Annotated in this window: 21 protein-coding genes and 2 tRNA genes; 11 read left to right on the forward strand and 12 right to left on the reverse strand. The window is 66.3% G+C overall.

Annotation, left to right across the window (positions count from 1 at the left end; translation table 11 throughout):
• Window positions 1-13: 13 nt before the first annotated feature.
• Window positions 14-346, reverse strand: a complete 333-nt coding sequence (locus ACFPPB_RS02305; RefSeq protein WP_377324013.1) for a YkgJ family cysteine cluster protein — start codon at window positions 344-346, stop codon at window positions 14-16.
• A gap of 59 nt (window positions 347-405) precedes the next feature.
• On the reverse strand, window positions 406-999 hold the full coding sequence (locus tag ACFPPB_RS02310) for a DUF1415 domain-containing protein (RefSeq protein ID WP_377324015.1): 594 nt from the start codon (window positions 997-999) through the stop codon (window positions 406-408).
• A 757-nt stretch (window positions 1,000-1,756) separates the two neighbouring features.
• Here ACFPPB_RS02310 and ACFPPB_RS02315 point away from each other — a divergent pair.
• Both ACFPPB_RS02315 and ACFPPB_RS02320 read left to right on the forward strand, forming a co-directional pair.
• Entirely contained in the window at window positions 1,757-2,611 is an 855-nt protein-coding gene (locus ACFPPB_RS02315) for a lysozyme family protein (protein WP_377324017.1), read from the forward strand.
• Between the two features lie 82 nt (window positions 2,612-2,693).
• On the forward strand, window positions 2,694-4,253 hold the full coding sequence (locus ACFPPB_RS02320; protein WP_377324478.1) for a protein adenylyltransferase SelO: 1,560 nt from the start codon (window positions 2,694-2,696) through the stop codon (window positions 4,251-4,253).
• 293 nt (window positions 4,254-4,546) lie between these two features.
• On the opposite strand, the gene ACFPPB_RS02325 is transcribed toward ACFPPB_RS02320, so the two are convergent.
• Window positions 4,547-4,623 (reverse strand) — tRNA-Arg (locus tag ACFPPB_RS02325).
• A gap of 145 nt (window positions 4,624-4,768) precedes the next feature.
• Here ACFPPB_RS02325 and amaB point away from each other — a divergent pair.
• The 6 genes from amaB to murB all read left to right on the forward strand — a co-directional run bounded on the left by amaB (window position 4,769) and on the right by murB (window position 10,367).
• Complete coding sequence (amaB, locus tag ACFPPB_RS02330; protein WP_377324019.1) at window positions 4,769-6,304, forward strand: L-piperidine-6-carboxylate dehydrogenase; 1,536 nt, start codon at window positions 4,769-4,771, stop codon at window positions 6,302-6,304.
• A gap of 105 nt (window positions 6,305-6,409) precedes the next feature.
• The gene (locus ACFPPB_RS02335; protein ID WP_377324021.1) at window positions 6,410-6,712 is read left to right on the forward strand and encodes a DUF4190 domain-containing protein; all 303 of its coding nucleotides are present in this window, start codon (window positions 6,410-6,412) and stop codon (window positions 6,710-6,712) included.
• Between the two features lie 7 nt (window positions 6,713-6,719).
• Window positions 6,720-7,496 (forward strand): SDR family NAD(P)-dependent oxidoreductase, encoded by a 777-nt coding sequence (locus tag ACFPPB_RS02340; RefSeq protein WP_377324023.1) that lies wholly within the window; start codon window positions 6,720-6,722, stop codon window positions 7,494-7,496.
• A gap of 23 nt (window positions 7,497-7,519) precedes the next feature.
• Window positions 7,520-8,287 carry a class I SAM-dependent methyltransferase gene (locus ACFPPB_RS02345; RefSeq protein WP_377324025.1) on the forward strand — a complete coding sequence of 256 codons (768 nt, stop codon included), beginning with the start codon at window positions 7,520-7,522 and terminating at the stop codon, window positions 8,285-8,287.
• Between the two features lie 3 nt (window positions 8,288-8,290).
• Window positions 8,291-9,328 carry a quinone-dependent dihydroorotate dehydrogenase gene (locus ACFPPB_RS02350; RefSeq protein ID WP_377324027.1) on the forward strand — a complete coding sequence of 346 codons (1,038 nt, stop codon included), beginning with the start codon at window positions 8,291-8,293 and terminating at the stop codon, window positions 9,326-9,328.
• Window positions 9,329-9,338: 10 nt separating this feature from the next.
• Entirely contained in the window at window positions 9,339-10,367 is a 1,029-nt protein-coding gene (gene murB, locus ACFPPB_RS02355) for a UDP-N-acetylmuramate dehydrogenase (protein WP_377324480.1), read from the forward strand.
• A 408-nt stretch (window positions 10,368-10,775) separates the two neighbouring features.
• On the opposite strand, the gene ACFPPB_RS02360 is transcribed toward murB, so the two are convergent.
• Window positions 10,776-12,032, reverse strand: coding sequence for an MFS transporter (locus ACFPPB_RS02360; protein ID WP_377324029.1), 1,257 nt, complete (start codon window positions 12,030-12,032; stop codon window positions 10,776-10,778).
• 347 nt (window positions 12,033-12,379) lie between these two features.
• On the opposite strand from ACFPPB_RS02360, the gene ppk1 reads away from it, so the two are divergent.
• Entirely contained in the window at window positions 12,380-14,545 is a 2,166-nt protein-coding gene (gene ppk1 / locus ACFPPB_RS02365) for a polyphosphate kinase 1 (RefSeq protein WP_377324030.1), read from the forward strand.
• A 29-nt stretch (window positions 14,546-14,574) separates the two neighbouring features.
• On the opposite strand, the gene ACFPPB_RS02370 is transcribed toward ppk1, so the two are convergent.
• Entirely contained in the window at window positions 14,575-16,581 is a 2,007-nt protein-coding gene (locus tag ACFPPB_RS02370) for a S9 family peptidase (protein WP_377324032.1), read from the reverse strand.
• 203 nt (window positions 16,582-16,784) lie between these two features.
• On the opposite strand from ACFPPB_RS02370, the gene ACFPPB_RS02375 reads away from it, so the two are divergent.
• Complete coding sequence (locus ACFPPB_RS02375) at window positions 16,785-16,988, forward strand: hypothetical protein (protein ID WP_377324034.1); 204 nt, start codon at window positions 16,785-16,787, stop codon at window positions 16,986-16,988.
• A gap of 50 nt (window positions 16,989-17,038) precedes the next feature.
• Here the strand turns inward: ACFPPB_RS02375 and ACFPPB_RS02380 are convergent, their stop codons facing one another.
• The 7 genes from ACFPPB_RS02380 to rnd form a co-directional block, all read right to left on the reverse strand.
• Entirely contained in the window at window positions 17,039-17,509 is a 471-nt protein-coding gene (locus ACFPPB_RS02380) for a DUF3617 domain-containing protein (RefSeq protein WP_377324036.1), read from the reverse strand.
• A gap of 89 nt (window positions 17,510-17,598) precedes the next feature.
• Complete coding sequence (locus ACFPPB_RS02385; protein WP_377324038.1) at window positions 17,599-19,638, reverse strand: alkaline phosphatase family protein; 2,040 nt, start codon at window positions 19,636-19,638, stop codon at window positions 17,599-17,601.
• 212 nt (window positions 19,639-19,850) lie between these two features.
• Window positions 19,851-21,482 carry a multicopper oxidase family protein gene (locus ACFPPB_RS02390; RefSeq protein WP_377324040.1) on the reverse strand — a complete coding sequence of 544 codons (1,632 nt, stop codon included), beginning with the start codon at window positions 21,480-21,482 and terminating at the stop codon, window positions 19,851-19,853.
• A 184-nt stretch (window positions 21,483-21,666) separates the two neighbouring features.
• Window positions 21,667-22,293, reverse strand: coding sequence for a dihydrofolate reductase family protein (locus ACFPPB_RS02395; protein ID WP_377324042.1), 627 nt, complete (start codon window positions 22,291-22,293; stop codon window positions 21,667-21,669).
• Window positions 22,235-22,786: an Arm DNA-binding domain-containing protein gene (locus tag ACFPPB_RS02400; RefSeq protein ID WP_377324044.1), complete on the reverse strand. Its 552-nt coding sequence runs from the start codon at window positions 22,784-22,786 to the stop codon at window positions 22,235-22,237. Before ACFPPB_RS02400 ends, ACFPPB_RS02395 begins: the two co-directional genes overlap by 59 nt.
• A 161-nt stretch (window positions 22,787-22,947) precedes the next feature.
• Window positions 22,948-23,023: transfer RNA gene (locus ACFPPB_RS02405), tRNA-Ala, on the reverse strand.
• A 62-nt stretch (window positions 23,024-23,085) separates the two neighbouring features.
• On the reverse strand, window positions 23,086-24,201 hold the full coding sequence (gene rnd / locus ACFPPB_RS02410) for a ribonuclease D (protein WP_377324046.1): 1,116 nt from the start codon (window positions 24,199-24,201) through the stop codon (window positions 23,086-23,088).
• Between the two features lie 101 nt (window positions 24,202-24,302).
• Between rnd and ACFPPB_RS02415 the strand changes: the two genes are divergently transcribed.
• Complete coding sequence (locus ACFPPB_RS02415; RefSeq protein ID WP_377324048.1) at window positions 24,303-26,240, forward strand: SUMF1/EgtB/PvdO family nonheme iron enzyme; 1,938 nt, start codon at window positions 24,303-24,305, stop codon at window positions 26,238-26,240.
• Window positions 26,241-26,282 lie beyond the last annotated feature (42 nt).

Consider the following 26,282-nt stretch of genomic DNA (forward strand, 5'->3'; position numbering starts at 1 on the left):
CGCAAAAGCGGGGTTACAACATGTGCACTGCGGTAGGAATCGCTGCGCCGAACCACTTGTGCCGTTCGTCGCGGCAGCTGGGGCTGCCCATCGCGTACTTGCGGCAGATGCTGGGGCGATCCTCGTAGATGGTGCAGCCGGAGGTGTTCGGATTGACCGCGGCGCACCAGCCGTCCTCACCCTTGGCCAGGGTTTCCATGCCGTGTTCGTCGCGGGCGATCAGCCAGGCCGGCACGTGATCTTCGGGCATCAGCACCACGGTGAGACGACAGCACACGGCTTCGCAGGTCGTGCATTGCACGCCGGGGTCGACGCTTTCCGCGTAGGGATCGGGGAGATTGTTCACCCGTCAGCATGACAGCTTCATCCGGCGCGAATGTGAATCGCATGTTGCGAGCGGGGCGATCAATCCTCCGTGTCGCGCCACAATGCCTGCCAGCCAGTCGTGCCCAACCGCTGCAGCGTCTCGATATTGCGCCGGTAGATGCTGTCGGTATCGCTCATCGCGTCCATCGCGCGTTCGATGCTCGATTCGCGCAGCAGATGAAGCGTGGGATAGGGCGAGCGGTTGCTGAAGTTCTCGATCGCGTCCGGCGCGCAGTCGGCAAACCGGTAGTCGGGATGGAAGCTGGCTACCTGCCACTCGCCTTCCAGCCCCAGCGTCTGCACGGCCGCATCGGCCACGTCGAGGAAGTCGTTGTAGTCGAGGAAGTCGGTGAGCACGAACGGATGGATCAGCAGGCCGGTTTCGCATTCCTCCGGCGTCAGCGCGTTCAGCGACTGCAGTTCGCCGCACAAGTCGTCGAGCAACGCGTCGGTGTCGCGCGCATGGCTTACCCGAAAGCGCAGCTTGCCCTGCACATGCGGCGCGCGGGCGAACGGGCACAGGTTGAGGCCGATCACCGCGCGTTCCAGCCAGCGCGTGGTGGCGGCGATGTACGGTGCGTCCCCGGGCAGCGCATCGGTGTTGAGGCTGGTGGGCGGCGGCGTGTCGTGCATGCGTTTCTCGCGAGGCGGGGGCGGCGCCGACTATAACGGTTGCCGCACAAGAGGCCCGACCAGGCCAGCGGGCTGACTGCCAGCCGCGCGCAGGAACCTGCGTTGCAAAAAGCTGTTTTAATGGCGACCCCCGACGCGGCCGTGTCATCTGCCCGCTTCTGATCAGGATGCACCCGTGGATGGTTTGATCCCAACGGCCACCGATGCCTTGCACGACGAGAGCCGCGAGCACCGGAGGGTCGGCGGTTTCCCGGCGACTTTTCACCCGTCGATCGAGCGCGAGCCCGTTCCGGCCAGGCACGGTCGCGCCCATGCGCATCGCGCGGCCACGTCTGGCGGCTTGTGCGATTTGCCGGTGCGTGGACAGGAGCGGCTGTCGGTCGCGCGTCGTACCCGGCATCGTCCGGCTGTCGACGCATGCCGCGGAACGGGCACGGGCAAGCCTTCGGTCCCGGATTCCATCGCTGGGCGAGGCGCCCCTCAAGCATCGGACCGCGTGCATCTGATGGCGCCGGCACGGTGGAAAGCCGGTGACGTGGCGGCACGCATCGAGCAGGCCGTTCCCATGCCGGCACCTGCCCAGTGGAAGCGTTCGCGGGCCGTGCATGGCCGTTCGACACCCGGCATGCCGTCGCTATCGGCGCGGGAGTGGCTATTGCCTCCCATGTGGCCGCTGGATGGATGGGGCGTGACGGCCTTGGCCGGTTTGCGCCGGGTCCGCGGCGTCAGGATCGTGCCTTGGGCGCGGACACGAACGATGTCGTGGTCGGCATGGGCCGGCGCCTACCGGTACAGGCTCGCGGCAGGCTTCGCCATCGGCGCGGTTGCGGGCATCGCGCTCATGTGGCTGCACATCGGCGTGCCGCATCCCGATACTCGGACAGCACCTCTCGGGACGCTGGCGATCGCGCCGGCAACACCTGTGCCAGCCGCTTTCCCGTCGTCCTTGCCGGTCGAGCCGGCACCCGTGTCGGCCATCACCGCGCCGATCCCGGCAAGCGGGTCGGCGGACTCGTCGAGTGTCCGTCCCATGCCGGCCGAAACGGGTCACAGCCTGTTGTCCGACGCCAGCACGATGGATCTGATGATGCCGGTCGAGGAGCCCGACCTGGACATCACCTCCCGCCGCAGCCTGTGGTCTGAGATCGGCAAGGCTTCGGGGGTCGATCCGCTGCTGCTGTACAGCGTGGCCCTGGTGGAATCGAAGGCGCTGTATCCGGATGGCAAGGTCGCGCCCACGCCATGGCTGTTCCGCGTCAACGATCATCTGGTGCGCGGCGACCGGCACGACGTGCAGCTGGCGATGGCGGCGGCGAGCCAGTTTGGCTCGGCCGTGCAGGACGTCGGCATCATGCAGGTCTACTACCCGATGCACCGCGACGCCGTACGCGATCCGCTGGCCTTGCTGAATCCGCGCACCAACATCACCGTGGCCGCGAAAATCCTGCGCGACGGCATGCACGAGACCCGCGATCGGGTGCTCGGCGTGGGCTACTACCACAGCCACACGCCGGCCCTGGCCAGGGATTACGGCACCGCGGTGCTGACCGTTTACCAGCGGCTGAAGGCGCTCCATCGTCCGCCGGGACACACGCAGGCGGTGGCGCGCTAGCCGGCAATGCCTACTGCGGTGGCCTTGCATCGGCACCGCGGCGCCCGGATATAGGCTGCATCATTCCGGCTTGCGCGACCTCATGTTCACCTTGCAGTTCGACAACGCGTTCGTGCATGAGCTGCCCGGCGACACGGAGCAGGGCGCGCGCCTGCGCCAGGTCGAAGGTGCGCTGTATTCCTTCATCGAGCCCACGCCGGTGGCGGCCCCGTGCCTGCTGGCGCATTCGGCGGAGATGGCCGCGACACTCGGGTTCAGCGAAGCGGAAGTCGCCACGCCGGAGTTCGCGCAGCTGTTCGGCGGCAACGCGCTGCTCGACGGCATGCAACCGTATGCGGCGAACTACGGCGGACACCAGTTCGGCCAATGGGCGGGGCAGTTGGGCGACGGCCGCGCGATCGCCCTGGGCGAGGTGGTCAACGCGGCCGGCGAACGCTGGGAGCTGCAGCTGAAGGGGGCGGGACTGACACCGTATTCGCGCGGTGCCGACGGCCGCGCGGTGCTGCGCTCGTCCGTGCGCGAGTTCCTGTGCAGCGAAGCGATGCATCACCTGGGCGTGCCGACCACGCGTGCTTTGAGCCTGGTCGACACCGGCGAGGCGGTGGTGCGCGACATGTTCTACGACGGCCACGCGAAACCGGAGCCAGGCGCGATCGTCTGCCGCGTGGCGCCTTCGTTCATCCGCTTCGGCACAATCGAATTGCCTGCGTCGCGCGGCGACACCGCGCTGCTGCGGCAGCTGGTCGACTTCACCATCCGCCGCGACTTCCCGGAACTGCAGGGCCGGGGCGAAGCGCTGCATGCGGCATGGTTCGCGAAGGTATGCGAACGAACCGCCACGATGATCGCGCACTGGATGCGCGTGGGCTTCGTGCATGGGGTGATGAACACCGACAACATGTCGATCCTGGGCCTCACCATCGATTACGGTCCGTACGGCTGGGTCGACAATTTCGATGCGGAATGGACGCCGAACACCACCGACGCGCAGCGCCGCCGTTATCGCTACGGCCAGCAGCCGGACGTGGCGTGGTGGAACCTCAGCCGTCTCGCCGGCGCGCTGGCCCCGCTGTTCGACGGCATCGAGCCGCTGCAGGAGGGACTGGATCGCTATGCGGCGACCTATGCCGCCGCCGATCGCGGCAACATCGCCGCCAAGCTGGGTCTGGCCGAATGCCGCGACGAAGACGTGGCGCTGATGCAGGCGCTGCAGGCGCTGATGCAGCAGGCCGAGGTCGACATGACGCTGTGGTTTCGCGCGCTGGCCGATATCGACCCGCAGGCGCCGACGCTGAAGCCGATGCACGAGGCGTTCTACGACGAGGCGAAACGGCGCGAGGCGGAGCCGGCGCTCGACGACTGGCTGGCCCGCTACGTCGCCAGACTTGCGCAGGACCCGCTGTCGCCACAGCAACGCCGCGAACGCATGCGCGCGGCGAATCCACGCTATGTGCTGCGCAACTATCTGGCCCAGCAGGCGATCGACCGCGCCGAGCAGGGCGACGCCAGCGGCATCGCCGAACTGCTCGACGTGATGCGCCACCCGTACGACGACCAGCCCGGCCGCGAGGCATTCGCGCAGAAGCGCCCGGACTGGGCGCGGCACAAGGCCGGCTGCTCGATGCTGTCGTGCAGTTCCTGAGCCTGGAGCAACATCTGGACAAGCTTCCGCTCGCCTGTGGGAGCGACTTCAGTCGCGATGGCCGCGGCCGCGGCCCGCAGCGTCGCAACTGTTCGGTATACAACCGGGCGGCGCGGCGCGCTGCCACACCGTCGCGACTGAAGTCGCTCCCACAAAGTTGAGCAGCAGCCGATGCGCAACGCCTGCTACCGCAAGTCGTCGGGATAAAAGGCTCCCAGACTTTGCGTCCGGGCTTATTCAGAGCATCCTTAAATGCCAAAGGCCGGCATGGCCGGCCGCTGGGTTCAAATAATTGGTGCCCTCGAGACGATTCGAACGTCCGACCTGTCCCTTAGGAGGGGACCGCTCTATCCAACTGAGCTACGAGGGCAGCGGCGGGATTTTCGCATGGATCCCGCGCTGGTGCGATCCGGCCGGCTTTGCTGAGGCATGGGCGGGTGGCCTGCTAGAATGGCCGTTTGATAAGCCTTCATTTCACGGTGCCGGCAGGCGCCACGCAAGTTCAGGAGACATCCATGTCCCACGCAATCCTCACCGCGCTTGGCCTCGACGGCGAGCAGTCCGGCAGCTACCTCGGCCAGGGCGAATGGTCCAGGACCGCCGACGCCGGCGCGCTGCAGCCGGTGAATCCGGCTACCGGTGAGGTGCTCGGCACCGTGCATGCGTCCAGTGCCGCCGATTACGAAGTGATCGTCAAGCGCGCGCAGGCCGCGTTCAAGGTCTGGCGCGCCACGCCGGCGCCGCAGCGTGGCGAAGCGGTGCGCCTGTGCGGAGAAGCGCTGCGCAGGCACAAGGATGCGCTGGGCTCGCTGGTGGCGCTGGAGATGGGCAAGATCAAGCCCGAGGGCGACGGCGAAGTGCAGGAGATGATCGACATCGCCGATTTCGCGGTGGGCCAGAGCCGAATGATGTACGGCGCCACCATGCACTCGGAGCGCCCCGGCCATCGCATGTACGACCAGTACCACCCGCTGGGCCTGGTCGGCATCATCAGCGCGTTCAACTTCCCGGTCGCGGTATGGGCGTGGAACGCGATGCTGGCCACCATCGCCGGCGACATCTGCATCTGGAAGCCGTCGCCGAAGACGCCGCTATCGGCGGTCGCCACCATCCGCATCTGCAACGAGGCGCTGAAGGCCGGCGGTTTCCCGGACCTGTTCTTCCTGTTCAACGATGCCGGCACCGAGCTGTCGCAGGGTTTCGTCGACGACAAGCGCATCCCGCTGATCAGCTTCACCGGCTCGACCAAGGTCGGCCGCATGGTCGGCGAGCGCGTGGCGCAGCGCATGGGCCGTTCGCTGCTGGAGCTGGGCGGCAACAACGCCATCATCCTCGATGAAAGCGCGGACCTGAAGCTGGCGATCCCGGGCATCGTGTTCGGAGCCGTCGGCACTGCCGGGCAGCGCTGCACCACCACGCGCCGCCTGTTCGTGCACGAGTCGATCTACGACAACGTGCTGGAGACCCTGGTCAAGGCGTACAAGCAGGTCGAGGGCAAGATCGGCGATCCCAACCTTTCCACCACGCTGATGGGCCCGCTCAATAGCCGCGAAGCGGTACAGGGTTATCTCACGGCGGTCGAAAAGGCCAAGGCCGCGGGCGGCACGATCGCCACCGGCGGCGCGGCGCTGACCGATCGCAAGGGCAACTTCGTGCTGCCGACGATCGTCACCGGCATCGCCAATTCGCACGAAGTCGTGCAGACCGAGACGTTCGCGCCGATCCTCTACGTGATGCCGTTCAGGACGCTGGACGAGGCGATCGACATGCAGAACGACGTGCCGCAGGGCCTGTCCTCCTCGATCTTCACCAACAACCTGCGCGGTGCCGAGCAGTTCCTGTCGGCGGCCGGTTCGGACTGCGGCATCGCCAACGTCAACATCGGCACGTCCGGTGCGGAGATCGGCGGCGCGTTCGGCGGCGAGAAGGAAACCGGCGGTGGCCGCGAGTCGGGTTCGGATGCGTGGAAGGTCTACATGCGCCGCCAGACCAACACGATCAACTATTCGAGTTCGCTGCCGCTGGCCCAGGGAATCAAGTTCGACCTGTAACCATGTGAGCGGGTCGCGGGCGGTTCGCCGTCCGTGACCTGCGGCGAGACACGACGGCGCTGAACCGCTTCGACAAGTTTCCTCCCGACACGAGTGAGCGATCCGATGAGCTATCAACCGCCTTATCGACCGGCGTCCGGCACCAATTCGCTGGCCATCGTGAGCCTGATCTTCGGCATCCTTGCCTGGTGCGTGCTGCCGTTCATCGGCGCGATCGTGGCGATCGTCTGCGGCCATCTGGCCCGCGGCGAGATCCGTCGTGCGGCTGCCGACCGCCCTGTCGAGGGCGACGGCCTGGCGGTCGCCGGGCTGGTGCTCGGCTATCTGCAGCTGGCGCTGTGCGTGCTGGCGGTCTTCGTGGTCATCGCCGCGCTGATCTTCGGTTTTGCGCTGTCGAACTGGCATTGACCCACGAATGAGCGCCGAACGACCTCCTGCTCCTTTCGACTTCAACGGTTATCGCGTCGTCGTCGCCGGCGGCAGCCGCGGCATCGGCCGCAGCATGGCGCTGGCCTTCGCCCAGGCCGGCGCCGCAGTGTCGATCTGCGCGCGCGACGCCGCGGCGCTGGAAGAAACCCGCCAGGCGGTCGCCGTGCAAGGCGTCACCGCACACGCACAAAGCTGCGACCTGGCCGACGCGGCGGCGATCGATGCCTATGTGACGAACGCCGCCGCCGCGCTGGGCGGTATCGACGTGCTGGTCAACAACGCCAGCGGCTACGGTTTCGACGACACCGACGAGGGTTGGCTGGCCGGCTTCAACGTCGACCTGATGGCGGCCGTGCGCGCGTCGAGGGCTGCGTTGCCGTATCTCAAGAGCTCGCCGCAGCCGTGCATCCTGCATACCAGCTCGATTGCCGCATTCCGTCCGCGCGCCAGCGGCGCGCCGTATGCGGCGGTGAAGGCGGCACTGAGCCAGTACACCTCCTCGCAGGCGCTGGCCCTGGCCGAGCATCGCATCCGCGTCAACGCGATCGCGCCGGGTTCGATCGCGTTCGCCGATGGCTTGTGGGAGCGCCGCAAACTCGAACAGCCGGAGCTTTATCGCGCCACGCTGGCGAAGATTCCGTTCGGCCGTTTCGGCAGGCCCGAGGAAATCGCCCATGCCGCGCTGTTCCTCGCTTCGCCGTTCGCGGGCTGGGTCACGGGACAAACGCTGGTCGTGGATGGCGGCCAGATGCTCAACGGTTGACGGGACAAGACGGGATCGATGACATGAGCGACCTGCACTCCACCGCGCGCTTCAGCGACCGCGTCGACGACTACGTGCGCTACCGGCCGGACTATCCGCCGGCACTGATCGAATGGCTGCAGCGCGAGCAGGGCGTCGACGCGGGTTGGCGGGTGGCGGATGTCGGTGCCGGCACCGGCATCTCGTCGAAGATGTTTCTCGATGCGGGCTATCGCGTGACCGCGGTGGAGCCGAATGCGCCGATGCGCGCCGCCGCCGAACGCTGGCTGCAGGGGTACGAAAATTTCGATGCGATCGATGGCAGCGCCGACGCCACCGGCTTGCCCGATGCCAGCGTGGATTTGATCACCGTGGCGCAGGCGTTCCACTGGTTCGACCAAGAAACCACCCGACGCGAGTTCGCGCGTATCCTGCGTCCGCGCGGACTGGCGGCAATCTGGTGGAATTCGCGCCGGCTCACCGGCACGCGTTTTCTGGAGGGTTACGAGGCGCTGCTGCAAAAGTTCGGCACCGACTATGCCAGCGTGGCCGAGCGCTACACCGATGACGCACGGATGCGCGAGTGGTTCGGTGCCGGCTTCCGCGGCAGCGCCCGTTTCGAGCACGCCCAGCGGCTGGACTTCGAGGCGCTGCGGGGGCGACTGATGTCGTCGTCGTATGCACCGCAGGCCGGGCACCCGCAGCACGAACCGATGTTGCACGCGCTGGGCGAGCTATTCGACAGCTGCGCCGAACGCGGCACGGTAAGCTTCGATTACGATACCCGCATCTTCGCCGGACATATGGCCTGATCCATGTACGACTACCTGCGCCCGCTGCTGTTCAAGCTCGATCCCGAAACCGCGCATCGCGCCACCTTGTACGGATTGGGCGTGGCCCAGCGCAGCAACTTCGCGCACTGGATCGCCAGGCCGCCGACGGATCTGCCAGTCACCGTGTTCGGCATCACCTTTCCGAATCCGGTGGGCCTGGCCGCCGGGCTGGACAAGAATGCCGAACATCTCGATGCGTTGAATGCGCTCGGCTTCGGCTTCATCGAAGTCGGCACGGTGACGCCGCTGGCGCAGCCCGGCAACGACAAGCCGCGCATGTTCCGGCTGCCGCAGCACGAGGCGATCATCAACCGGCTCGGCTTCAACAACGGCGGCGTCGATGCGCTGGTGCGCAACGTGCGGCAGTCCAGCTACCACAGCGTGCTCGGGATCAACATCGGCAAGAACAAGGACACGCCGAACGAGAAGGCGGTCAACGACTACCTGACCTGCCTGCACAAGGTCTACGAATACGCCAGCTACGTCACGGTGAACATCTCCTCGCCGAACACCCAGGGGCTGCGCGACTTGCAGCAGGAAGCCACGCTGTACAAGTTCATCTCGCTGCTGCGTGCGGCGCAGGAGCGGCTCGGCTCGCAGCATGGCCGACGCAAGCCGATGCTGCTGAAGATCGCGCCGGATCTGAGCGAAACCGAGCTCGATGCGATCGCGGAAGTGCTGCTGCGCACCGGCATCGACGGCGTGATCTGCACCAACACCACAATCGATCACGCGGCGGTGGCGGGCGATCCGCATGGCGGCGAAACCGGAGGGGTGTCGGGCAAACCGCTGTTCGAGCGTTCCACCGCGGTGCTCGCCGGCATGCATCGGCGTCTGCAGGGACGCATCCCGCTGATCGGCGTGGGCGGCATCCTCGAAGGCAGCGACGCCGCCGAAAAGATCGACGCCGGCGCTTCGCTGGTGCAGGTCTATACCGGTCTTATTTATCGCGGGCCGCATCTGGTCGGCGAATGCGTCAACGAGATCCGCCGCCAGCGCGAGGCCGCCCATGCTGTCTGAACGTACGGACATGGGCGGTTACACGCTGATCGAGAACGCCTCGCTGACCAATCGCAACACGCTGCGCGTGGATGCGCGGGCGGCGCTGCTGGCGGAGATCCGCGACGCCGGCAAGCTGCCCGAGCTGCTCGACTTCCCGGCCGTGCGCAACGGACGTCTGCTGGTGCTGGGCGAAGGCAGCAACGTGCTGTTCACCGGCGATTTCGACGGCACCGTGCTGGCGATGGAAACCCGCGGCGTACAGGTGGAGAGCGACGGCGACAGCGCACGCATCGCGGTAGCCGCGGGCGAGCGCTGGGACGACTTCGTGCGCTGGACACTGGGCCACGGTTACGCCGGCCTGGAAAACCTGATCCTGATACCCGGCACCGTGGGCGCGGCGCCGATCCAGAATATCGGCGCCTATGGTTGCGAGGTGGCCGAGTTCGTCGAGAGTGTGGAAGCGTGGGACACCCGCGAGCGCCGCGTGGTGACATTGGATCACGCGGTCTGTGCATTTGCCTACCGCGACTCGCTGTTCAAGCACGAGCCCGGCCGTTACATCGTCACCGCTGTGCGCTTCGTGCTGCCGCGCAGCCGTCCGCTGCGCACCGATTACGCGGGCATCAACGAGCAGCTGGCGCGAATGGGCGTGGACAAGCCCGCGCCGTTCCACGTCGCCGAGGCGGTGGTGCACCTGCGCACCAGCAAGCTGCCCGATCCGGCGGTGATCGGCAACGCCGGCAGCTTCTTCAAGAACCCGATCGTCGATGCCGCGCTGGCCGATGCGCTGCAGCGCGAACATCCCGGGCTTCCTGCCTGGCCGCAGCCCGACGGGCGCTGCAAGGTCTCCGCCGCCTGGATGATCGAGGCCGCCGGTTTCAAAGGTGTCCGCGAAGGCGACGCGGGTATTTCCAACCGGCATGCGCTGGTGCTGGTCAATCACGGCAAGGCGACAGGACCGCAACTATGGGCGCTGGCGCAGCGAGTGATGCTGGGTGTACACGAGAAGTTCGGCATCGCGCTGGAGCCGGAGCCCGTGGTGATCGATCCATTCTGAACTACCTCGTCGTCGTAGGAGCCCGCTCGCGGGCGATGCCCTTGCTCTCAGTGGTTGGTGAAGCAAAGAGCCTTCGTCCTCCTACGGAGAGCAAGCCACTCCACGCTGTGAGGTCTTGTAGGAGCCCGCTCGCGGGCGATGCCCTTGCTCTTGTTCTTCGGCAGGTGATTCGAAGCGAAGAGCTTTCGCGCGCCTCTGGCGCGCGAGTCACTTTTCTCTTGTGTGGACAAGCAAAAGAGAAGTAATTCGCCCTCCACAGGAGGGTGGAAGCTCTTCGCTTCGAATGCGGAAACAACAAGCAAGGGCATCGCCCGCTCGCGGGCTCCTACGGGAAGCGCCGGGTGGGCGACTTGGTCCGACAAAGAAGCGGCAAAAGCCATCGCGACTGAAGTCGCTCCCACAAAAACATCAAGCGTGAGCGCGCTTCTCGATATTCGGCAGAAACACCGTGATCAACCCCATCAACGGCAGATACGCGCACAGCCGATAGACGTATTCGATGCCGTGCGCATCGGCCAGACTGCCCAGCACGGCGGCGCCGATGCCGCCCATGCCGAAGGCGAAGCCGAAGAACAGTCCCGAGATCATGCCCACTCGGCCGGGGATCAGCTCGTGCGCGTAGACCAGGATCGCCGAGAACGCCGAGGCCAGGATCAGGCCGATGATCACGGTGAGTACGCCGGTCCACATCAGGTTTGCGTGCGGCAGCAGCAGGGTGAACGGCGCGACGCCGAGGATCGACGCCCAGATCACCCACTTGCGCCCGATCCGATCGCCGATCGGGCCGCCGATCAGCGAACCGGCGGCCACGGCGAACAGGAATACGAACAAATGCACCTGCGCGCTCTGCACCGACACGCCGAACTTGTGAATCAGGTAGAAGGTGTAATAGCTGCTGAGGCTGGCCAGGTAGAAATACTTGGAGAAGATCAGCAGGCCGAGGGTGGTCAGCGCGCCGACGATCTGGTTGCGCGACAGCGCCACGACAGTCAGATGCCGCGCCGCCGACTTGCTGCGCGCGACGTGATGCTGCCCGTACCAGCGCCCGATCTGCAGCAGCACCACGATCGCCAGCAGGGCCGCCAGCGAGAACCACGCCACGCTGGCGCGCCCGTGCGGCACGATGATCCACGCCGCCAGCAGCGGTCCCAGCGACGAACCGGTATTGCCGCCCACCTGGAACAGCGACTGCGCCAGGCCATGCCGTCCGCCGGAAGCCATCCGCGCCACCCGCGAGGATTCCGGATGGAACACCGACGAGCCGGTGCCGACCAGCGCGGCAGCCAGCAGCAGGATCGGGAAGTTCGGCGCCACCGCGAGCAACAACAGGCCGCACAAGGTGAAGCCCATGCCCACCGGCAGCGAGTACGGCATCGGCTGGCGGTCGGTGGCCATGCCGACCAGCGGCTGCAGCATCGAAGCGGTGAGCTGGTAGGTCAGCGTGATCAGGCCGACCTGGGCGAAGCTCAGGCGGAAATCGCTTTTCAGGATCGGATAGATCGCCAGGATCAGCGACTGGATCATGTCGTTGAGCATGTGCGCGAAGCTGATGCCGCCAAGCACGCCGAAGGCGGTGCCTTCGCTGGATGGCGAACTGGCCGGTGTATCGGTCGACACGGGAATGGCAGCAGGGGACAGCGGGGCGCTTTCGACGCGGGTCTGCATGGGGAGGTTCGGGCTGGGGAATGAGGCACGGCGCCACGCGCCGCCGGGGATGGCAACGATAAGCCAATCGCCGGCAGCCCGCATGTGCCAGCCGTCCTGCTGCAGATCCGTGTAGGAGCCCGCTCGCGGGCGATGCTGTTGCTTTGATTTCTCCGACCAACCATCAAAGCAAAGGCATCGCCCGCGAGCGGGCTCCTACACAGGTGTGCGTGGTGGTGTCATCCACCGGTCAGGAAAGTCTCGCAGACTGGCTGCTGCACGGTCGTCGCGCTGCTGACCGAGTCATCACCGGCGACGCGGTAACATGCCAGAATCCTGAGCCCATCTTTACCGGACCCGGTGCATCGATGAAGAGCCACCTGATTCGCGAAAATCCGCCGACCGATACTTCGGTGCCGGCCGCCAACGATGCCTCGCCAGCGGCGGCATCGGTGGATCTCACCGACAACCGGCTGTATATCCACCGCGAGCTGTCGCAGCTGCAGTTCAACATCCGGGTGCTGGACCAGGCGCTGGACGAACGCACGCCGCTGCTGGAGCGGCTGAAGTTCCTGCTGATTTTTTCGCGCAACATGGACGAGTTCTTCGAGATCCGGGTGGCCGGACTGAAGGGCCAGATCGCGCTGGATCACGAGCTGATCGGCCCGGACGGCATTCCGCCGAAGCGCGCGATGGCCGAGATCAGCGAGATCGCGCACAAGCAGATCGAGCGGCAGTACGCGATCCTCAACGAGCGGATCCTGCCGGAGCTGGTGGCGCACGGCATCCGCATCGTCCGCCGCACGCAGTGGACGCACAAGCAGAAGCTGTGGGTGCGCCGTTATTTCCGCGACGAGGTGGCGCCGCTGATCACCCCGATCGGGCTCGATCCGACCCATCCATTCCCGTTGCTGGTCAACAAGAGCCTCAACTTCATCGTGCGGCTGGACGGTGTCGACGCGTTCGGACGCGACTCCGGCCTGGCGATCGTGCCGGCGCCACGCGTGCTGCCGCGACTGATCCGCCTGCCGCTGGAGATCTGCGAGGACGGCGACAATTACGTGCTGCTGTCTTCGATGATCCATGCGCACGCGGAGGAACTGTTTCCCGGCATGCAGGTGCTTGGCTGCTACCAGTTCCGGCTGACCCGCAACGCCGACCTCACGCTGGATCCGGAGGACGTCGAGGATCTGGCCATGGCGCTGCGCGGCGAGCTGTACTCGCGGCGATTCGGCGACGCGGTGCGGCTGGAGGTTGCCGACAACTGTCCGAAGGACCTGGCCGACTATCTGCTCAAGCAGTTCGGCCTGGCCGAGTCGGAACTGTACGAGGTGAACGGGCCGGTGAATCTGGCGCGGCTGTTCCGCATCGCCAGCGAGGCGGGCTATCCGCAATTGCAATATCCGCCATTCATTCCGGCGCTGCCGAAGGCGCTCAAGCACGCCGAGGATCTGTTCCAGGTCATCGGCAAGCAGGACGTACTGCTGTTGCATCCGTTCGAATCGTTCTCGCCGGTGGTCGACCTGCTGCGCCAGGCGGCCAGCGATCCGCAGGTGCTGGCGATCAAGCAGACGCTGTACCGTACCAACGCGAATTCGGAAATCGTCGATGCGCTGGTCGACGCGGCGCGCGCGGGCAAGGAAGTGACCGCGGTGGTCGAGCTGCGCGCGCGCTTCGACGAGGAGTCCAACCTCACGCTCGCTTCGCGCCTGCAGCAGGCCGGCGCGATGGTGATCTACGGCGTGGTCGGCATCAAGACGCACGCCAAGCTGATGCTGATCCAGCGCCGCGAAGGCAACGAACTGGTGCGCTACGCCCACATGGGCACCGGCAACTATCACACCGGCAACGCGCGGCTGTACACCGACTACAGCCTGCTCACCTCCGACGCGGCGTTGTGCGAGGACGTGCACAAGCTGTTCAGCCAGCTCACCGGCATGGGCAAGTTGCTGCACATGAAAAAGCTGCTGCATGCGCCGTTCACGCTGAAGAAGACCTTGCTCGAACTGATTGCGCGGGAAACCGCGCACGCCGCCGCCGGCAAGCCGGCGCGCATCATCTTCAAGGTCAATGCGCTGACCGAACCGAAGATCATCCGTGCGCTGTACAAGGCCAGCATCGCCGGTGTGCAGATCGACCTGATCGTGCGCGGCATATGCTGCCTGCGCCCCGGCGTGCAAGGCGTATCGGAGAATATCCGGGTGCGCTCGATCATCGGCCGTTTCCTCGAACACAGCCGCGCGTACTGGTTTGCCGACGACGGCGAGCCGCGGCTGTACCTGTCCAGCGCCGACCTGATGGAGCGCAACCTGGATCGCCGTGTCGAGACGGCGTTTCCGATCGAAGGCAAAAAACTGCAGCAACGCGTGCGCAACGCGCTGGAGCTCTACCTCACCGACAACACCAGCGCGCTGCTGCTGCATTCGGATGGCCAATACCTGCGGCCGCCGACGGCCGGCACTGAACCGGCCCGCGATGTGCAGGCCCAGCTGATGGAAAAACTGTGCGGGCCGGCGGCCGGCGGCAGCCACTAGCTGGAGAGAGTGGCCGACAGGCTACGAGCCTAGCCTGGGTTTGCTCCGGGCGCGCGCTGCAGATGCTGGCTCATCCAGCCCACCCAACGGCGGTATACGTCGGTGGTGCGCACGATGTCCTTGGGGAAATGCGTGTCCACCGGGTAGGCATAGAACTCCACCGGCACGCCGTTGTCGCGCAGCGCGTGGTACCACTCGTAACTGTTCAGCAGCGGCACGTTGGGGTCGCCCACGTCGCCCATGATCAGGGTCGGTGCGGTGACGTTGTGCGCATAGGTGATCGGTGACTGCTGGCGCCAGATGTCCCGGTATTTCGCCACCCACGGCGAGCCGCCGAAGAAGTAGGTGTCGCCGGTCTGGTAGTACGACACGGTGTAATCCATCACCCAGTCGGTCAGCGCCGCACCGGACACCGCGGCCTTCCACACCGGATAATGGCCGGTGAGCCAGGTGGTCATGTAGCCGCCGTACGACCAGCCGCTGACGCCGATGCGCTGCGTGTCGACGATGCCGAGTTTCTCCACCGCGTCGACTCCGGCCATCACGTCCTTGCCGGGACCGGCGCCGGTATCGCGCAGTATCGCGTGCTGGTAGGCGTCGCCGAGATTGTTGCTGCCCCGGTAATTCGGCTGGAACACCACGAAGCCCGCGGCGGCCAGCAGCTGCGGCAGGGGCGCGAATTTCACCGTGGACGATTCTTCCGGGCCGCCGTGGATCACCAGTACCAGCGGATAGGTTTGCCCGCGCCGATAGCCGACCGGATAAGTGAGCACGCCGTCTTCGCGGAACCCGTCAGGCCCTGGCCACTCGATCGATTCGGTGCGGCCCAGCGCGAGACTGTCGACGAACGTGTTGAGGTCGGTGAGCCGGCGTGGCTTCGCATCCGGCGAGTCCATCGCGTACAGCTCGCCCGGATGCGTCGGCGTGCTGCCGACGAAGGCCAGGGCGCCGGTTTTCGACACGCTCACGTCGGTGCCGGCTTCCACTTCGCCGAGATCGAGCTTCTTCGCCGCCCCGGACAGCGGCTGTTCCCACAGCACCGAACGGGTGCCTTCGCCACCCGCCAGCAGAAGCGACTTGCGGTGCGGCAGCCAGACGTAGCTGTCGACGTTGCGTGCCAGCGTCCCGGTGACGTCGCGGCTTTTGCCGTTCGCCGTCACGTAGACCGCGTTGCCGTTGTTCTGGTCGCCGCCGCGCGGGCGCATGAAGGCGAAGCCGTCACCGTCCGGCGCATAGGCGGCATTCATCGCGCCTTCCGCCGGTACCAGCGTGCGTGGTTCGCCGCCGCCGGCGTCCATCGTGGCAATCACCGAGTGGAACGACGGTCCCCAGTACGCGCCGGGAAAACGCGTGAACGCGATGCTGCGGCCGTCGCGGCTCCAGACCGGTATCGGCGCGTTATCCTGCTGGTCGGTCTGCAGGCTGTAGTCGCCGTGGGTGAGCCGTTTCGCCGCGCCGCCGGCGCTGGGCACCAGCCACAGGTGCCATGGGGTGAGGGCGGCACGGGTGAGGAAGTGGTTGTCGGTGACCTGGAAGGCGTCGTCGTGTTCCTTGATGGCTTTCGCATTGGCTGGCTCATCCTCGCTGACGAACGCGATCTGCTTGCCATCCGGGCTCCAGCTGTAGGCATCCACGCCGCGCTTGATCGCGGTGACGCGCAACGCGTCGCCGCCGTCCATCGGCATCACGTACAACTGCCCATGTTTCGTCTCGGCATCCTTGGCAATGAACGCGAGCCGCATGCCGTCCGGCGACCAGCGCGGCGACGAAATTTCCTCGCGCTTCCAGGTCAGCGCGCGTCGCGCACCGCTGGCGACATCCACCAGGTCGAGCTCCTGCTGGCTCTTGTCGGACTTCCAGTCCGGTGTCGACACGATCACTGCGATGTGCTTGCCGTCCGGCGAAATCCTGGGCTCGCCCAGGTTCACGATCTTCCGCAGGTCGCTCAACTGAAATGCCGATGCCGTCGAGGCGGCATGTGCCGGCAGCGCGAACGCGCAGCATGCCGCGTACGCAAAATACCAAGTGGACTTCATGAACGCTCCCAATCTCAACAGGCGACCGGTGTGACCACGACTGGCGTGACGGGCCGCCACGCGCGCCGTCGCGCCACAGGAAATTGGGGGGAGACTGGCACGTTCCGCGGCTCCCGCAAAAGTGCAGGGCGGCACATGTCCGTATCACGCGGCGTCCCGTGGGGTAGGATTCGGCGATCCGGATCATTGCCGCGGAGGTCGCCTTGAACGCATCGACACTACTCTGGGGCGTCCTGTTCGGGTCGATCGGCTTCGGTTTCTTCCTGTACGGCAGGAAACAGCAGGCGGTCGTTCCGCTGGCATGCGGACTGGCGCTGATGGTGTTTCCGTATTTTGTCTCGGGCACGTTACCGCTGATGGCCATCGGCATCGCGCTGATGGCGGTTCCCTATTTCGTCAAGCTGTGAGGGCTGAACGCGCTCCCACCTGCAGCCTCGGCCCGACCACCTTCCCGCTCTCAGTCGCTGGGGCTTGTGCACGCGGCACGGCGCCGGCCTTCGACGCGCACGATTTCGCCACGGTCCCGCAGCACGATCCCGGCGCTGTAGTGCTCCGCCGAATCGAAGCCCACGCGGCCGCGCCCTTGCGAGTTTCCGCCGCAGTTCACCGCCCAGGTCAGCCCCGTGCTGCTTCGATGCTGGTTGCTGCGTTGACATGAGGCGAGCGCGGGCAGAGGAATGACCGCGAAGGCGGCCCAGGGATCGGCCCCTTCGTCCACGCAGCGCCATTCGATCGCCGGCTTGCCGCGGCCGCCATGATCGACCGGCGTGATCACGATTTTCCACAGCCCGGGCATCGCCGCGAAATCGCCCGGGTCCGCGCGGCAGGGCCAACTGCAGAGGCCGCCGGCGACCAGCAGCACGAGGACGAGACCGCGGCCGGCGAGGGCAGGGCGGCGGTGCCATACGGATGGAATGGAATCGGCCATGGCAGGAACAGTTTCCGTAGCGTGGGAGCGGGCGAACGCCCTGCCTGTCGCTCAGGCAGGGCGCGATTCGCAGGATGCTCAGTCGATGCTCAGTCCTTGATGGCGGCGACGGTCGCATCGGAGGAGTGGACATCGTCGAAGTCGAACATGTCCATCAGGTTGCCGATCGCCGGGGCATTGACCGGTACATAGGGGTCGCTGCGCCGCGCGATCGGGTTGGGCAGGTTGTCGCGGCTGCGCGGCGAGATCGCTTCGTGCAGGCCCCAGTTCGCCTCGACGAATTTGTCGAAGGACACATGGTCGTAGTACGTGTGCACCACGCGTCCGCCCTCGGAGTAGCGCGAGATCACCAGCAGCGGGACGCGTGTGCCGTCGCCGAAGAAGTCGATCGGCTGCACATAGCCCGAGTCGTAGTAGCCGCCGCCTTCGTCGAACGTCACCATGATCACGGTGTCGTTCCACACCTTCGGATTCGCCTTGGCCATGTCGACGATCTTCTTCACGTAGCCGGCGAAGAGTTCCAGCTTGGAGGAGGCCGGATGGCCGTCCAGAATGCCGTCGGGCTTGGCGATCGACACGGCTGGCAGCGTATCGTTCTGGATATCGGTGTAGAGGTCGTTGATGTCCTGGTTGTTGTCGCGCAGCTCGGGGTTGGTCATTACCTGGGTGGAGTACAGGAACGGATCACAGATGTTGCAGAACGTGCCGGCCTCGCCGTTTTCCTTGCCGTCGCCCCAGCCTTCGCCGTAGTACTTCCAGCTGACGCGATGACGCTCCAGCAGCAGCGCGAGGTTGTCCTGCGTGGTGGGCGGTATGGTGAACTGCTTGCTGCCCAGCGGCGCAGGCGTGCCGTCGCCGAGGTAGCCCGGGTTGTAGTTGTTCACCAGGTAGTACGCGCCCGGGCTGCAGTCGGTGCCGCGGAAGGTACGGTAAGGCAGCGAGCGCAGATAGGACTTGACCGGTCCCACGCCCGGCTGCGCGTCGTCGGCGCAGTTGACGTAGGAACCGCCGCCGTAACCGTCCTGCACGTACCAGTTGTTGGTGCCGGGCTGCGCGTCGGGATTCTCGATCTGGTTCGCCGGCGGCACGGCCGGACGGCCTTGCGGATCGGCGTAGTAAATCAGGCTGCCGAAGCCGAGCATGATGTGGTTGGCGCCGGTGCCGCCCATCGCCGCCTGATGGAAGTTGTCGCTCAGCGTGTAGTTGCGCGCCAGCTCGGCGAAATACGGCGCATCGCCTTGCGCGATGTTGAGGAACTGCATGGCGGTGGAGCCTTCGCCGGTGCTCTGGTCGGTGAAGCCGGCCGGTTGTGCCCTACCGTTGCTGCCGGCACCGACGGTGGTCTCGACCCAGGGGAACAGATCGTTGCGGCAGCCGCTCGGGTTGTGCAGCGCGGCGGTCTGCACATTGCAGTCGAGCTGCTGCCACATCTGGAAAAAGCGGTGGACCGGGCTGTTCGTGTAGTCGTTGGCGCTGATCGACGCATGCATGTCGACCGGAGCGTTCGGCAACTGGGTCGGAAAGCGCGTGTCGATGACGTGATTCGGCAGGCCGGTGCCGCCTTCGGCAAGCTCGACGTAGTCTTCCTGCGGCAGCGCCGGCTCGATGGACTGCGCCTGCGCCGCCGACGCGAACGGTGCCTGGGTCGGGGCACCGCCGGTGTTCATCGCCGGCAGCAGCGCATAGGGTGCGGTATGCGTCGGTGCGAGCGAGTATGTGCCGGGGTTCGATGCCTGCCACTGGAGAGCGGCGGCGACGTTCGGTCCCGGCGTGCCATCCGCGTTGACGATGCCTTCGGACAGCAGGTTGCGCACGCTCTGGCCGCGAGGCGGCTGGTAGGTGGCGTAGACGTGGTCGAAGGTACGGTTTTCGCCGATCAGCAGGATGACGTGCTTGATCGGCGTCCGCGTGAGGTCGCTGCGATCGCCGCCGCGGCGGGGGCGATGCAAGGTGACGATGCCACCGGGCAACCCGGGTTGATGAAGTGTGCCGGATGCCGGCACATGTTGACGAAACGTCGCGTCCTTGTCCGGTGGCGTGGATTGTGCGCTGACGGCGCCGGCAAGGCCGGCGGCGAATACACCGATGAGTAGCGGCTTCAACCGCTTGCGGCCAAACACTGTATGCATGACAGGATCTCCTGCTGGCGACCGGCAAAGGCTGCCTTCGAGTAATCCCCCTGATTGCTGGTTTGCGTGCGTGGTGAGCTCCGCAGGCCGGGCGCAGTTTGGTCCGCGCATATGACGCTACGTTGGCGCTGCCGCGACAGCGAGCCGGCTCAACATGACAGTGCGGCTACCGCGCACGGTCGCCGACCCAGGCGCGGCGATCCGGCCGCGATTCATGCCGGCAGCAGCTGGTAGGGCCGCATCATTTCGTTGTCCTCGTGCTCGAGGTAGTGGCAATGCCACACGTAGCGGCCGGGTTCGCCCTCGAAGCGCATGGCGATGCGCGTGACCATGCCGGGGTCGGCGCGCACGGTATCTTTCCAGCCGGCCTCGTGCGGCGGAGGCAATTGCGCCGGCCCGGTGTACTTGACGACGCGGCCGGCGTTCCATGCGAACAAGTCGAACGGACGCCGGTCGATGATCTGGAAGCGCACCAGGTGCAGATGGATCGGATGCGCGTCGCCGGTGACGTTGACGAAGCTCCAGGTTTCGATCGTGTTCCGCTTCGGGCTTTCGGTCACCGGATCGGACCACATCCGGCCATCCAGCAACATCATCATCGGGTTGCCGCTAGCGTCGTCCCGTTCGCCCACGGTCAGCACGCGATGGCGCGCCGCCGTTGCAGGGTCGATGCGCGGCACCGACCGCAGCGTCGCCGGCAGGACCGACGGGTCGCGCCGCCCGCGGTCGCGCACGCGAAATTCCAGGATGGCCTCGGACTGCTGATTCAGGTGTACGGTATGCCCGGCCATACCGGCGAAATCCACCACCACGTCCCCGCGCTCGGCCGGATAGAGCTCGATGCGCAGGCGCCGCAGCGGTGCGGCCAGCAACCCCTGGTCGCTGCCGATCTGCTGGAACACCTGTCCCTGCGACAGCGACAGATCGAAGAAGCGGGTGTTTGCCACATTGATCAGGCGCAGGCGGTAACGTCGCGGTTCCACGTCGAAGTACGGATAGAGCTTGCCGTTGCACAGCACGCCGTTGCCGCGGCATTCCGGGACCCACGGCGCGGATGGATCGTCCGAGACCGGGTAGTACAGCCGGCCGTCCTGCCCGATCAGGCGGTCGCACAGGATCAGCGGCAGATCGCAGTCTCCGGAGGGCAGGCCAAGCGCCTGCTCGTGTGCATCGCGCACATTGAACGCGCCGAACAATCCGGCGTAGATGTTGAGCCGGGTGATGCCCATCGCATGGTCGTGGTACCACAGGCTTGCCGCGTCCTGCACGCCCGGATAATGAAGCAGCGCCGACCGGCCCGGCACGAACCAGTCCTCCGGCCAGCCATCGCTGCCGGCCGGCACGCGCCCGCCGTGCACATGCGTCACCGTGCGCACGGCGGGTTTCGTGTGCTCCGCACCGTGGATGTTGTGATCGATCGGGAGGAAGTGTGTCGTCGGCAGCGCGTTGATCCATTCGATCAGCAGCGGCTCGCCACGCACGGTCTCGAAGGTGGGGCCGGGCGAACGGCCGTCGTAACCCCACATCGGCGTGGGCGGCAGATCGCGATGCACGCGCGTGCTGAACGCACGCATCTCCATCCGGTAATACGGCAGGCGGCGACCGGGATAAGCCGGATGCGTGCGCTGGCCCGCCGGACGCGCGATGGGCGGCACCGGCAGCGGATCGACGAAACGCGCCAGCGTGGCCGGATTCACCAGCGGCACCTTCGGCGACGCCAGCGTCGGCATCGCCATGCGCATCGGCATCGTGCCTGCCGACGCAGCGCGCAGCACATCGGCCAGTGCATAGCCACCGAGCAGGCGGCCGGCTCCGCACAGAAAGCGACGGCGCGAGAGCGTCACCGGCCAGCACCCGTGCCGGCGCGATCCACCGTGTGGATACCGCAACGGGCGGCATGTCGCCAGCCGGAACGAACTGCGCATCTCATCCGGCAACCGTAGGCGGTGCCCGTGACGGAAATGTGGCAGCTGGAAAAAAAGCCCTGGGCCGAACCGAAGGTTTTTTATTCGATGGTGGCGTGACCGTTCATGCCGGCTGGTAGACGGCTCCCACGGCGCCCGAGCGGAAAGGGGTCACGCTGATCAGGCGCAGATCAACGGGGCCGTGCAGTCCGGAGAACAGCGGCTGGCCCTGGCCCAATACAACCGGATGAATGCCCAGTCGATATTCGTCGATGAGGCCGGAGGCAACGAGGCTTCGGGCGAACCGGGCACCGCCATGCGCAAGGATGAAATTGCCCGGCTGTTCCTTCAGCCGGAGAACTTCTTTCGCGAGATCGCCGCGTGCCACCATGGGTTCGGCCCAGGACTGCAGGACCGCCGCCGTCGGCGTGATGCCATGCCGCTGCGCATGGCGCGCCTTTGCTTCGGCAAGCGCCGGCGTCGTATCAGCCTGCGTTTCCTTGATCCCTTTCCTCGAAAAGATGACCTTGGGGATGTCGTTCATCGGCGGTGCGAGCGGCATGTCCGAAAAGGGCCAGAACGCTGCCATGTCGTCATAGCTGCGGCTCCCCATGATGTGCACGCCGGCTTCGCGAAGCGTATCGAGAATCCACTCCGTGGAGTCGTCGTCTCCCGATGTCCGAAATATCCAGTCAATCTCGCCGTTCGGTCCGGCGACAAAGCCGTCCAGGGAGACGGACATCTTCAACACGAGCTTTCTGTTTGTTGCCGTTGAGGTAGCCAGAACTCCTCGTTGGTCTTGCGATGGTTCGTACAACCAGGATGCCGAGGTTCGTTTTGGCCTCTTCATGGTGTGACGACGAACGGGGGGAGCACGTTTCGACACGATCCGAGGTACGGGCTCGAAGAACCGGCGGTGGATCCGACGCGGGGTCGAGATCCGGATATCCACAACGGCTTCTGACGTCGCGACCAGAGATGTCCGGAGGAGTCCGGGGAGCCTTGCGGGACGTGTGGCCAAAGAAAAACCGCGCCGTAGCGCGGTTTCCAGGATATTGCGTGACGCTGGCGGATCTACACGTGGTGGGCGTCTCAGGGCGTCGATATTTCAGACGCCACCACTTCGCGCCGGTCGGCTGGACAAGCAAGAACAAACCGCCACCATCGGCCATTTTGTACGGCTTCGCTTGCGGCTTTGCGTTGGCAACACCGGACGGGGTTAGCGGATCAACGCGCTTCGCCATTGGGGTAACACCCAGCGCGCCTAGCTGGCGCTCCTTAAAGCTACCCCCAAACTTGGGTGATAACAAGGGAATCCGGGGGAGCCTTCCGGGACGTCGACCAAAGAAAAACCGCGCCGGAGCGCGGTTTCAGGGGTGTTGCGTGACACTGGTGAATCATTCCGTGGTGGAGCGGATGGGGATCGAACCCACGACCTTCGCATTGCGAACGCGACGCTCTCCCAGCTGAGCTACCGCCCCACGCGAGCCGCGAATGTTAGCAGTGTGCCGGGGGTTCGCCAAGACCTGGAGCCAAGGTGGGCTCAGCCGGGCAGCAAGGCGACGAGACGGTCGTGCAGTACGTCGCGGCGCCAGCCTTCGAGGAACTCCGGCCATTCGGCGGTGACCACGTATTCCTCCAGCGCCTTGCGCGGGCACAGCAGGCCCGGCGGCAGGTCGAGTTCGCCGGCGAGGCTGTCGACGAGTTGCTTCATCGCTGCGAGCGACTTCTTAGCTTCGCCCTGCGGATGGCCGGGGATGCGTGCGGTGGTGGCGATCTCCTCGGGGCTGACGGCGGGCGCGAGCAGTTCGAACAATTCGCTGCGCTGGGCCGAGCGCAGCGCGCGCTGGCCGCGGCCGCGCTGTTCGAGATCGGCGAGGCTGGCCGGCGGCCGCTGCGCCAGGCTCAGCGCCAGGGTGTCGTCGAGCAGCCACGGGCGCGGCACGTCGAGGCGGCGTGCGCTGCGGTCGCGCCACTGCAGCAGGCGGCGCAGCAGGGCCTGCTGTGCGGCCGGCCATTCGGCGGCGGCGCGCATCGTGCGTTGCGGTTGCGAATCGCCGGCGCGATGGCTGGCGCGGTTTTTCAGGCGCTCGCAGTCCTCGGCATGCCAGGCGCCGCGGTGGCGTTGCCGCAGACGCTTGGCCAGCTGTTCGTGGATGGTCTTCAGGTAGACCACGTCCAGCGCGGCGTAGCTGCACTGCGAAGCGGTGAGCGGACGCTGCAGCCAGTCCGAGCGGGTCTCGCCCTTGTCCAGTTCCACCCCGACCAGGTCGGCGACCAGCGCGCGATAGCTGATGCCCAGGCCCATGCCGACGAAGGCCGCGGCAATCTGGGTATCGAACAGGATGCGCGGGCCGTCGGGCAGCAGCGGTGCCAGCGTCTCCAGATCCTCGCTGGCGCTGTGCATCACGGTGACGGCCGGGCCGGCGCCGAGCAGCGGCTGCAGCGTGTCGCCGATCTCGAAGGCGAGCGGATCGATCAGCGCATGGTGGCCGTCCCAGCCCAGCTGCAGCAGCGCCAGCTGCGGATAGAACGTGTTGCGACGCATGAACTCGGTGTCCAGGCCGACCGCGGCGTCCGCGGGTACCGCGGCCAGCCACGCCTGCAACGCATCGCGATGATCGATCCACTCGGCGGCGGCGGTTTCTGACAATGACATCGATATTCCTTGAAAGGTTGCCGGGCGTGGATTGCCCTGTCGGCGGTTTGTGCCTATGGTGAGCGGAGCACGATAACAGGCCGCACCGAGGACGCCCATCTATGCCGAGCAATGCAACCCTCCGCCGTCAGCGCACTCTTGGCGGGGCGCTGGGGGTGATCGTGCTGGGGTTCGCGCTGACGTATCACTTTTTCCCGCGGGTATTTCATGTCGAACCCACCCAGGCGCCGCTTCGTTCGATGTCGATGGGTGCGCAGGTGCCGGCCAGCGGGTTGCAGCCGGAACGCATATCGGCGATCAACGAAGTCAACGCCGGGCCTCCGCTGACCTTGGCCCCGGCCTCGGTGATCGCCGCGCACAGCAGCAAGAATGCGAACCTGCCCGAGCAGATGAGTGCGGATCCGCCGGCGGTGCAGGCACTGCTGGCGCGAGCGAGCAAGGCGCTGCATGCCGGACAGTTGGCCGGCGACGCGAACAGCGCCGCCGCGTTGTTCGCGCAGGCGCTGAAGGACAAGCCGGACAGCCGTCACGCCGCACAAGGTCTGTTCGACGTGCGTGCGCGGCTGGTGGCGGAGATCGACCAGGACATCGCGCTGGGCGACGCCGATGCCGCGGAGGATCTGCTCGGTGCGTTGCGTCCGCTGCCGGATGCGGCCGCCGATGTGGCCAAACTGGAAGCCAATCTGAAAACCCTGATCAAGGTGCGGCCCATGCTGGCGAAGGCAGCCGGCTTGCTGCAGCAGGGCAAGGTGGATCAACCCCGCGGCGGAAGCGCGCTGGACGTCTACCGCGAAGTGCAGCAGCTCGATCCGCAGAATGCAGTGGCCGAACAAGGCATTTTCCAGGTGCAGCGCGCAGTGCTCGACCGTGCCCTGGCCGCGGTGGCGCAGAACGATTTCGCCGGCGCGGACAAGCAACTTGCCGAAGCGCAGGCCATCCGCCCCGGTTCGCAGCAGATGCTCGACGTGCACAAGCGCGTCGACGACATGCGAGAACAGCGCGCGAGCGGCGTGTTGTCGCAGGCGCGTTCGGCGCTGGATGCCGGCAATATCGAGCTGGCGAGAAAACTGGCGGCGCAGGCCCGGGCGACCGATCCTGCTCTGCCTGCGCTGGCGGATTTCGACGAGCAGCTGACCAACGCGCGTCTGTATGCCAGCTACAAGCCCGGGCAGGTCTTCACCGATCGCTATGTCGACCTGCCGGGCAAGACGCCGGTGATGGTGGTGATCCCCACCGGCAGTTTCCAGATGGGTGCATCGGCCGACGAGAGAGACCGCATCGACGCCGAAATGCCGCAGCACATGGTCACCATCGACAAGGGTTTCGCGATGGAGCGCACGACGGTGACGGTAGGCGAGTTCCGCGAGTTCGTACGGGCCAGCGGCTATGTGCCCGATTCGGTCAGGCTCGGCGGCTCCAGCGTGTACGACGAGCGCAGCGGCGCGTTGAGGGACGACTCGGAGGCGACCTGGCAGGACGACTACGCCGGTCGCAAGGCAGACGCCAGGTTGCCGGTGGTGAATGTCTCGTGGAACGACGCCAAGGCTTACGCCGACTGGCTCAGCCAGCGTACCGGCAAGATCTACCGGCTGCCCAGCGAAGCCGAATTCGAGTACGCACTGCGCGGCGGTACCACCACCCGCTATTGGTGGGGCAACGGCGCACCCACCCGCCCGGTGGAAAATCTGACCGGCTCCGGGGACCGCTCGCGCAGCGGCCGGCGCTGGAGCCATGCCTTCCGCGGCTATCGCGACGGCTACTGGGGACCGGCGCCGGTGATGAGCTTCCTCGCCAATCCGTTCGGCCTGTACGACATCAACGGCAACGTGTCCGAGTGGGTGCAGGATTGCTGGCACGACAGCTACCTGCGTGCGCCGGTCGACGGCAGCGCATGGCTCAACCCCGGCTGCCGCGCGCGCGTAGTGCGCGGCGGCTCCTGGGGCAGCTCGCCGGAGCAGGTGAGCTCGGCCTACCGGCTGGGTCCCGATGCCGATACGCGCAGCGGCAGGGTGGGTTTCCGCGTGGTACGCGAACTGTAGATCGGGCCGCCGCGACGGCCGCGCCTGCGGCGGAAACCGCAT

Source organism: Rhodanobacter terrae (assembly GCF_042657005.1).
GTDB lineage: Bacteria > Pseudomonadota > Gammaproteobacteria > Xanthomonadales > Rhodanobacteraceae > Rhodanobacter > Rhodanobacter terrae.

Coding starts and splice junctions, on each gene's coding strand:
- ACFPPB_RS02310 (WP_377324015.1), bottom strand. CDS start 999: ATGCACGACACGCCGCCGCCCACCAGCCTCAACACCGATGCGCTGCCC.
- ACFPPB_RS02315 (WP_377324017.1), top strand. CDS start 1,757: ATGTCGTGGTCGGCATGGGCCGGCGCCTACCGGTACAGGCTCGCGGCA.
- ACFPPB_RS02320 (WP_377324478.1), top strand. CDS start 2,694: ATGTTCACCTTGCAGTTCGACAACGCGTTCGTGCATGAGCTGCCCGGC.
- amaB (WP_377324019.1), top strand. CDS start 4,769: ATGTCCCACGCAATCCTCACCGCGCTTGGCCTCGACGGCGAGCAGTCC.
- ACFPPB_RS02335 (WP_377324021.1), top strand. CDS start 6,410: ATGAGCTATCAACCGCCTTATCGACCGGCGTCCGGCACCAATTCGCTG.
- ACFPPB_RS02340 (WP_377324023.1), top strand. CDS start 6,720: ATGAGCGCCGAACGACCTCCTGCTCCTTTCGACTTCAACGGTTATCGC.
- ACFPPB_RS02345 (WP_377324025.1), top strand. CDS start 7,520: ATGAGCGACCTGCACTCCACCGCGCGCTTCAGCGACCGCGTCGACGAC.
- ACFPPB_RS02350 (WP_377324027.1), top strand. CDS start 8,291: ATGTACGACTACCTGCGCCCGCTGCTGTTCAAGCTCGATCCCGAAACC.
- murB (WP_377324480.1), top strand. CDS start 9,339: ATGGGCGGTTACACGCTGATCGAGAACGCCTCGCTGACCAATCGCAAC.
- ACFPPB_RS02360 (WP_377324029.1), bottom strand. CDS start 12,032: ATGCAGACCCGCGTCGAAAGCGCCCCGCTGTCCCCTGCTGCCATTCCC.
- ppk1 (WP_377324030.1), top strand. CDS start 12,380: ATGAAGAGCCACCTGATTCGCGAAAATCCGCCGACCGATACTTCGGTG.
- ACFPPB_RS02370 (WP_377324032.1), bottom strand. CDS start 16,581: ATGAAGTCCACTTGGTATTTTGCGTACGCGGCATGCTGCGCGTTCGCG.
- ACFPPB_RS02380 (WP_377324036.1), bottom strand. CDS start 17,509: ATGGCCGATTCCATTCCATCCGTATGGCACCGCCGCCCTGCCCTCGCC.
- ACFPPB_RS02385 (WP_377324038.1), bottom strand. CDS start 19,638: ATGCATACAGTGTTTGGCCGCAAGCGGTTGAAGCCGCTACTCATCGGT.
- ACFPPB_RS02400 (WP_377324044.1), bottom strand. CDS start 22,786: ATGGCGAAGCGCGTTGATCCGCTAACCCCGTCCGGTGTTGCCAACGCA.
- rnd (WP_377324046.1), bottom strand. CDS start 24,201: ATGTCATTGTCAGAAACCGCCGCCGCCGAGTGGATCGATCATCGCGAT.
- ACFPPB_RS02415 (WP_377324048.1), top strand. CDS start 24,303: ATGCCGAGCAATGCAACCCTCCGCCGTCAGCGCACTCTTGGCGGGGCG.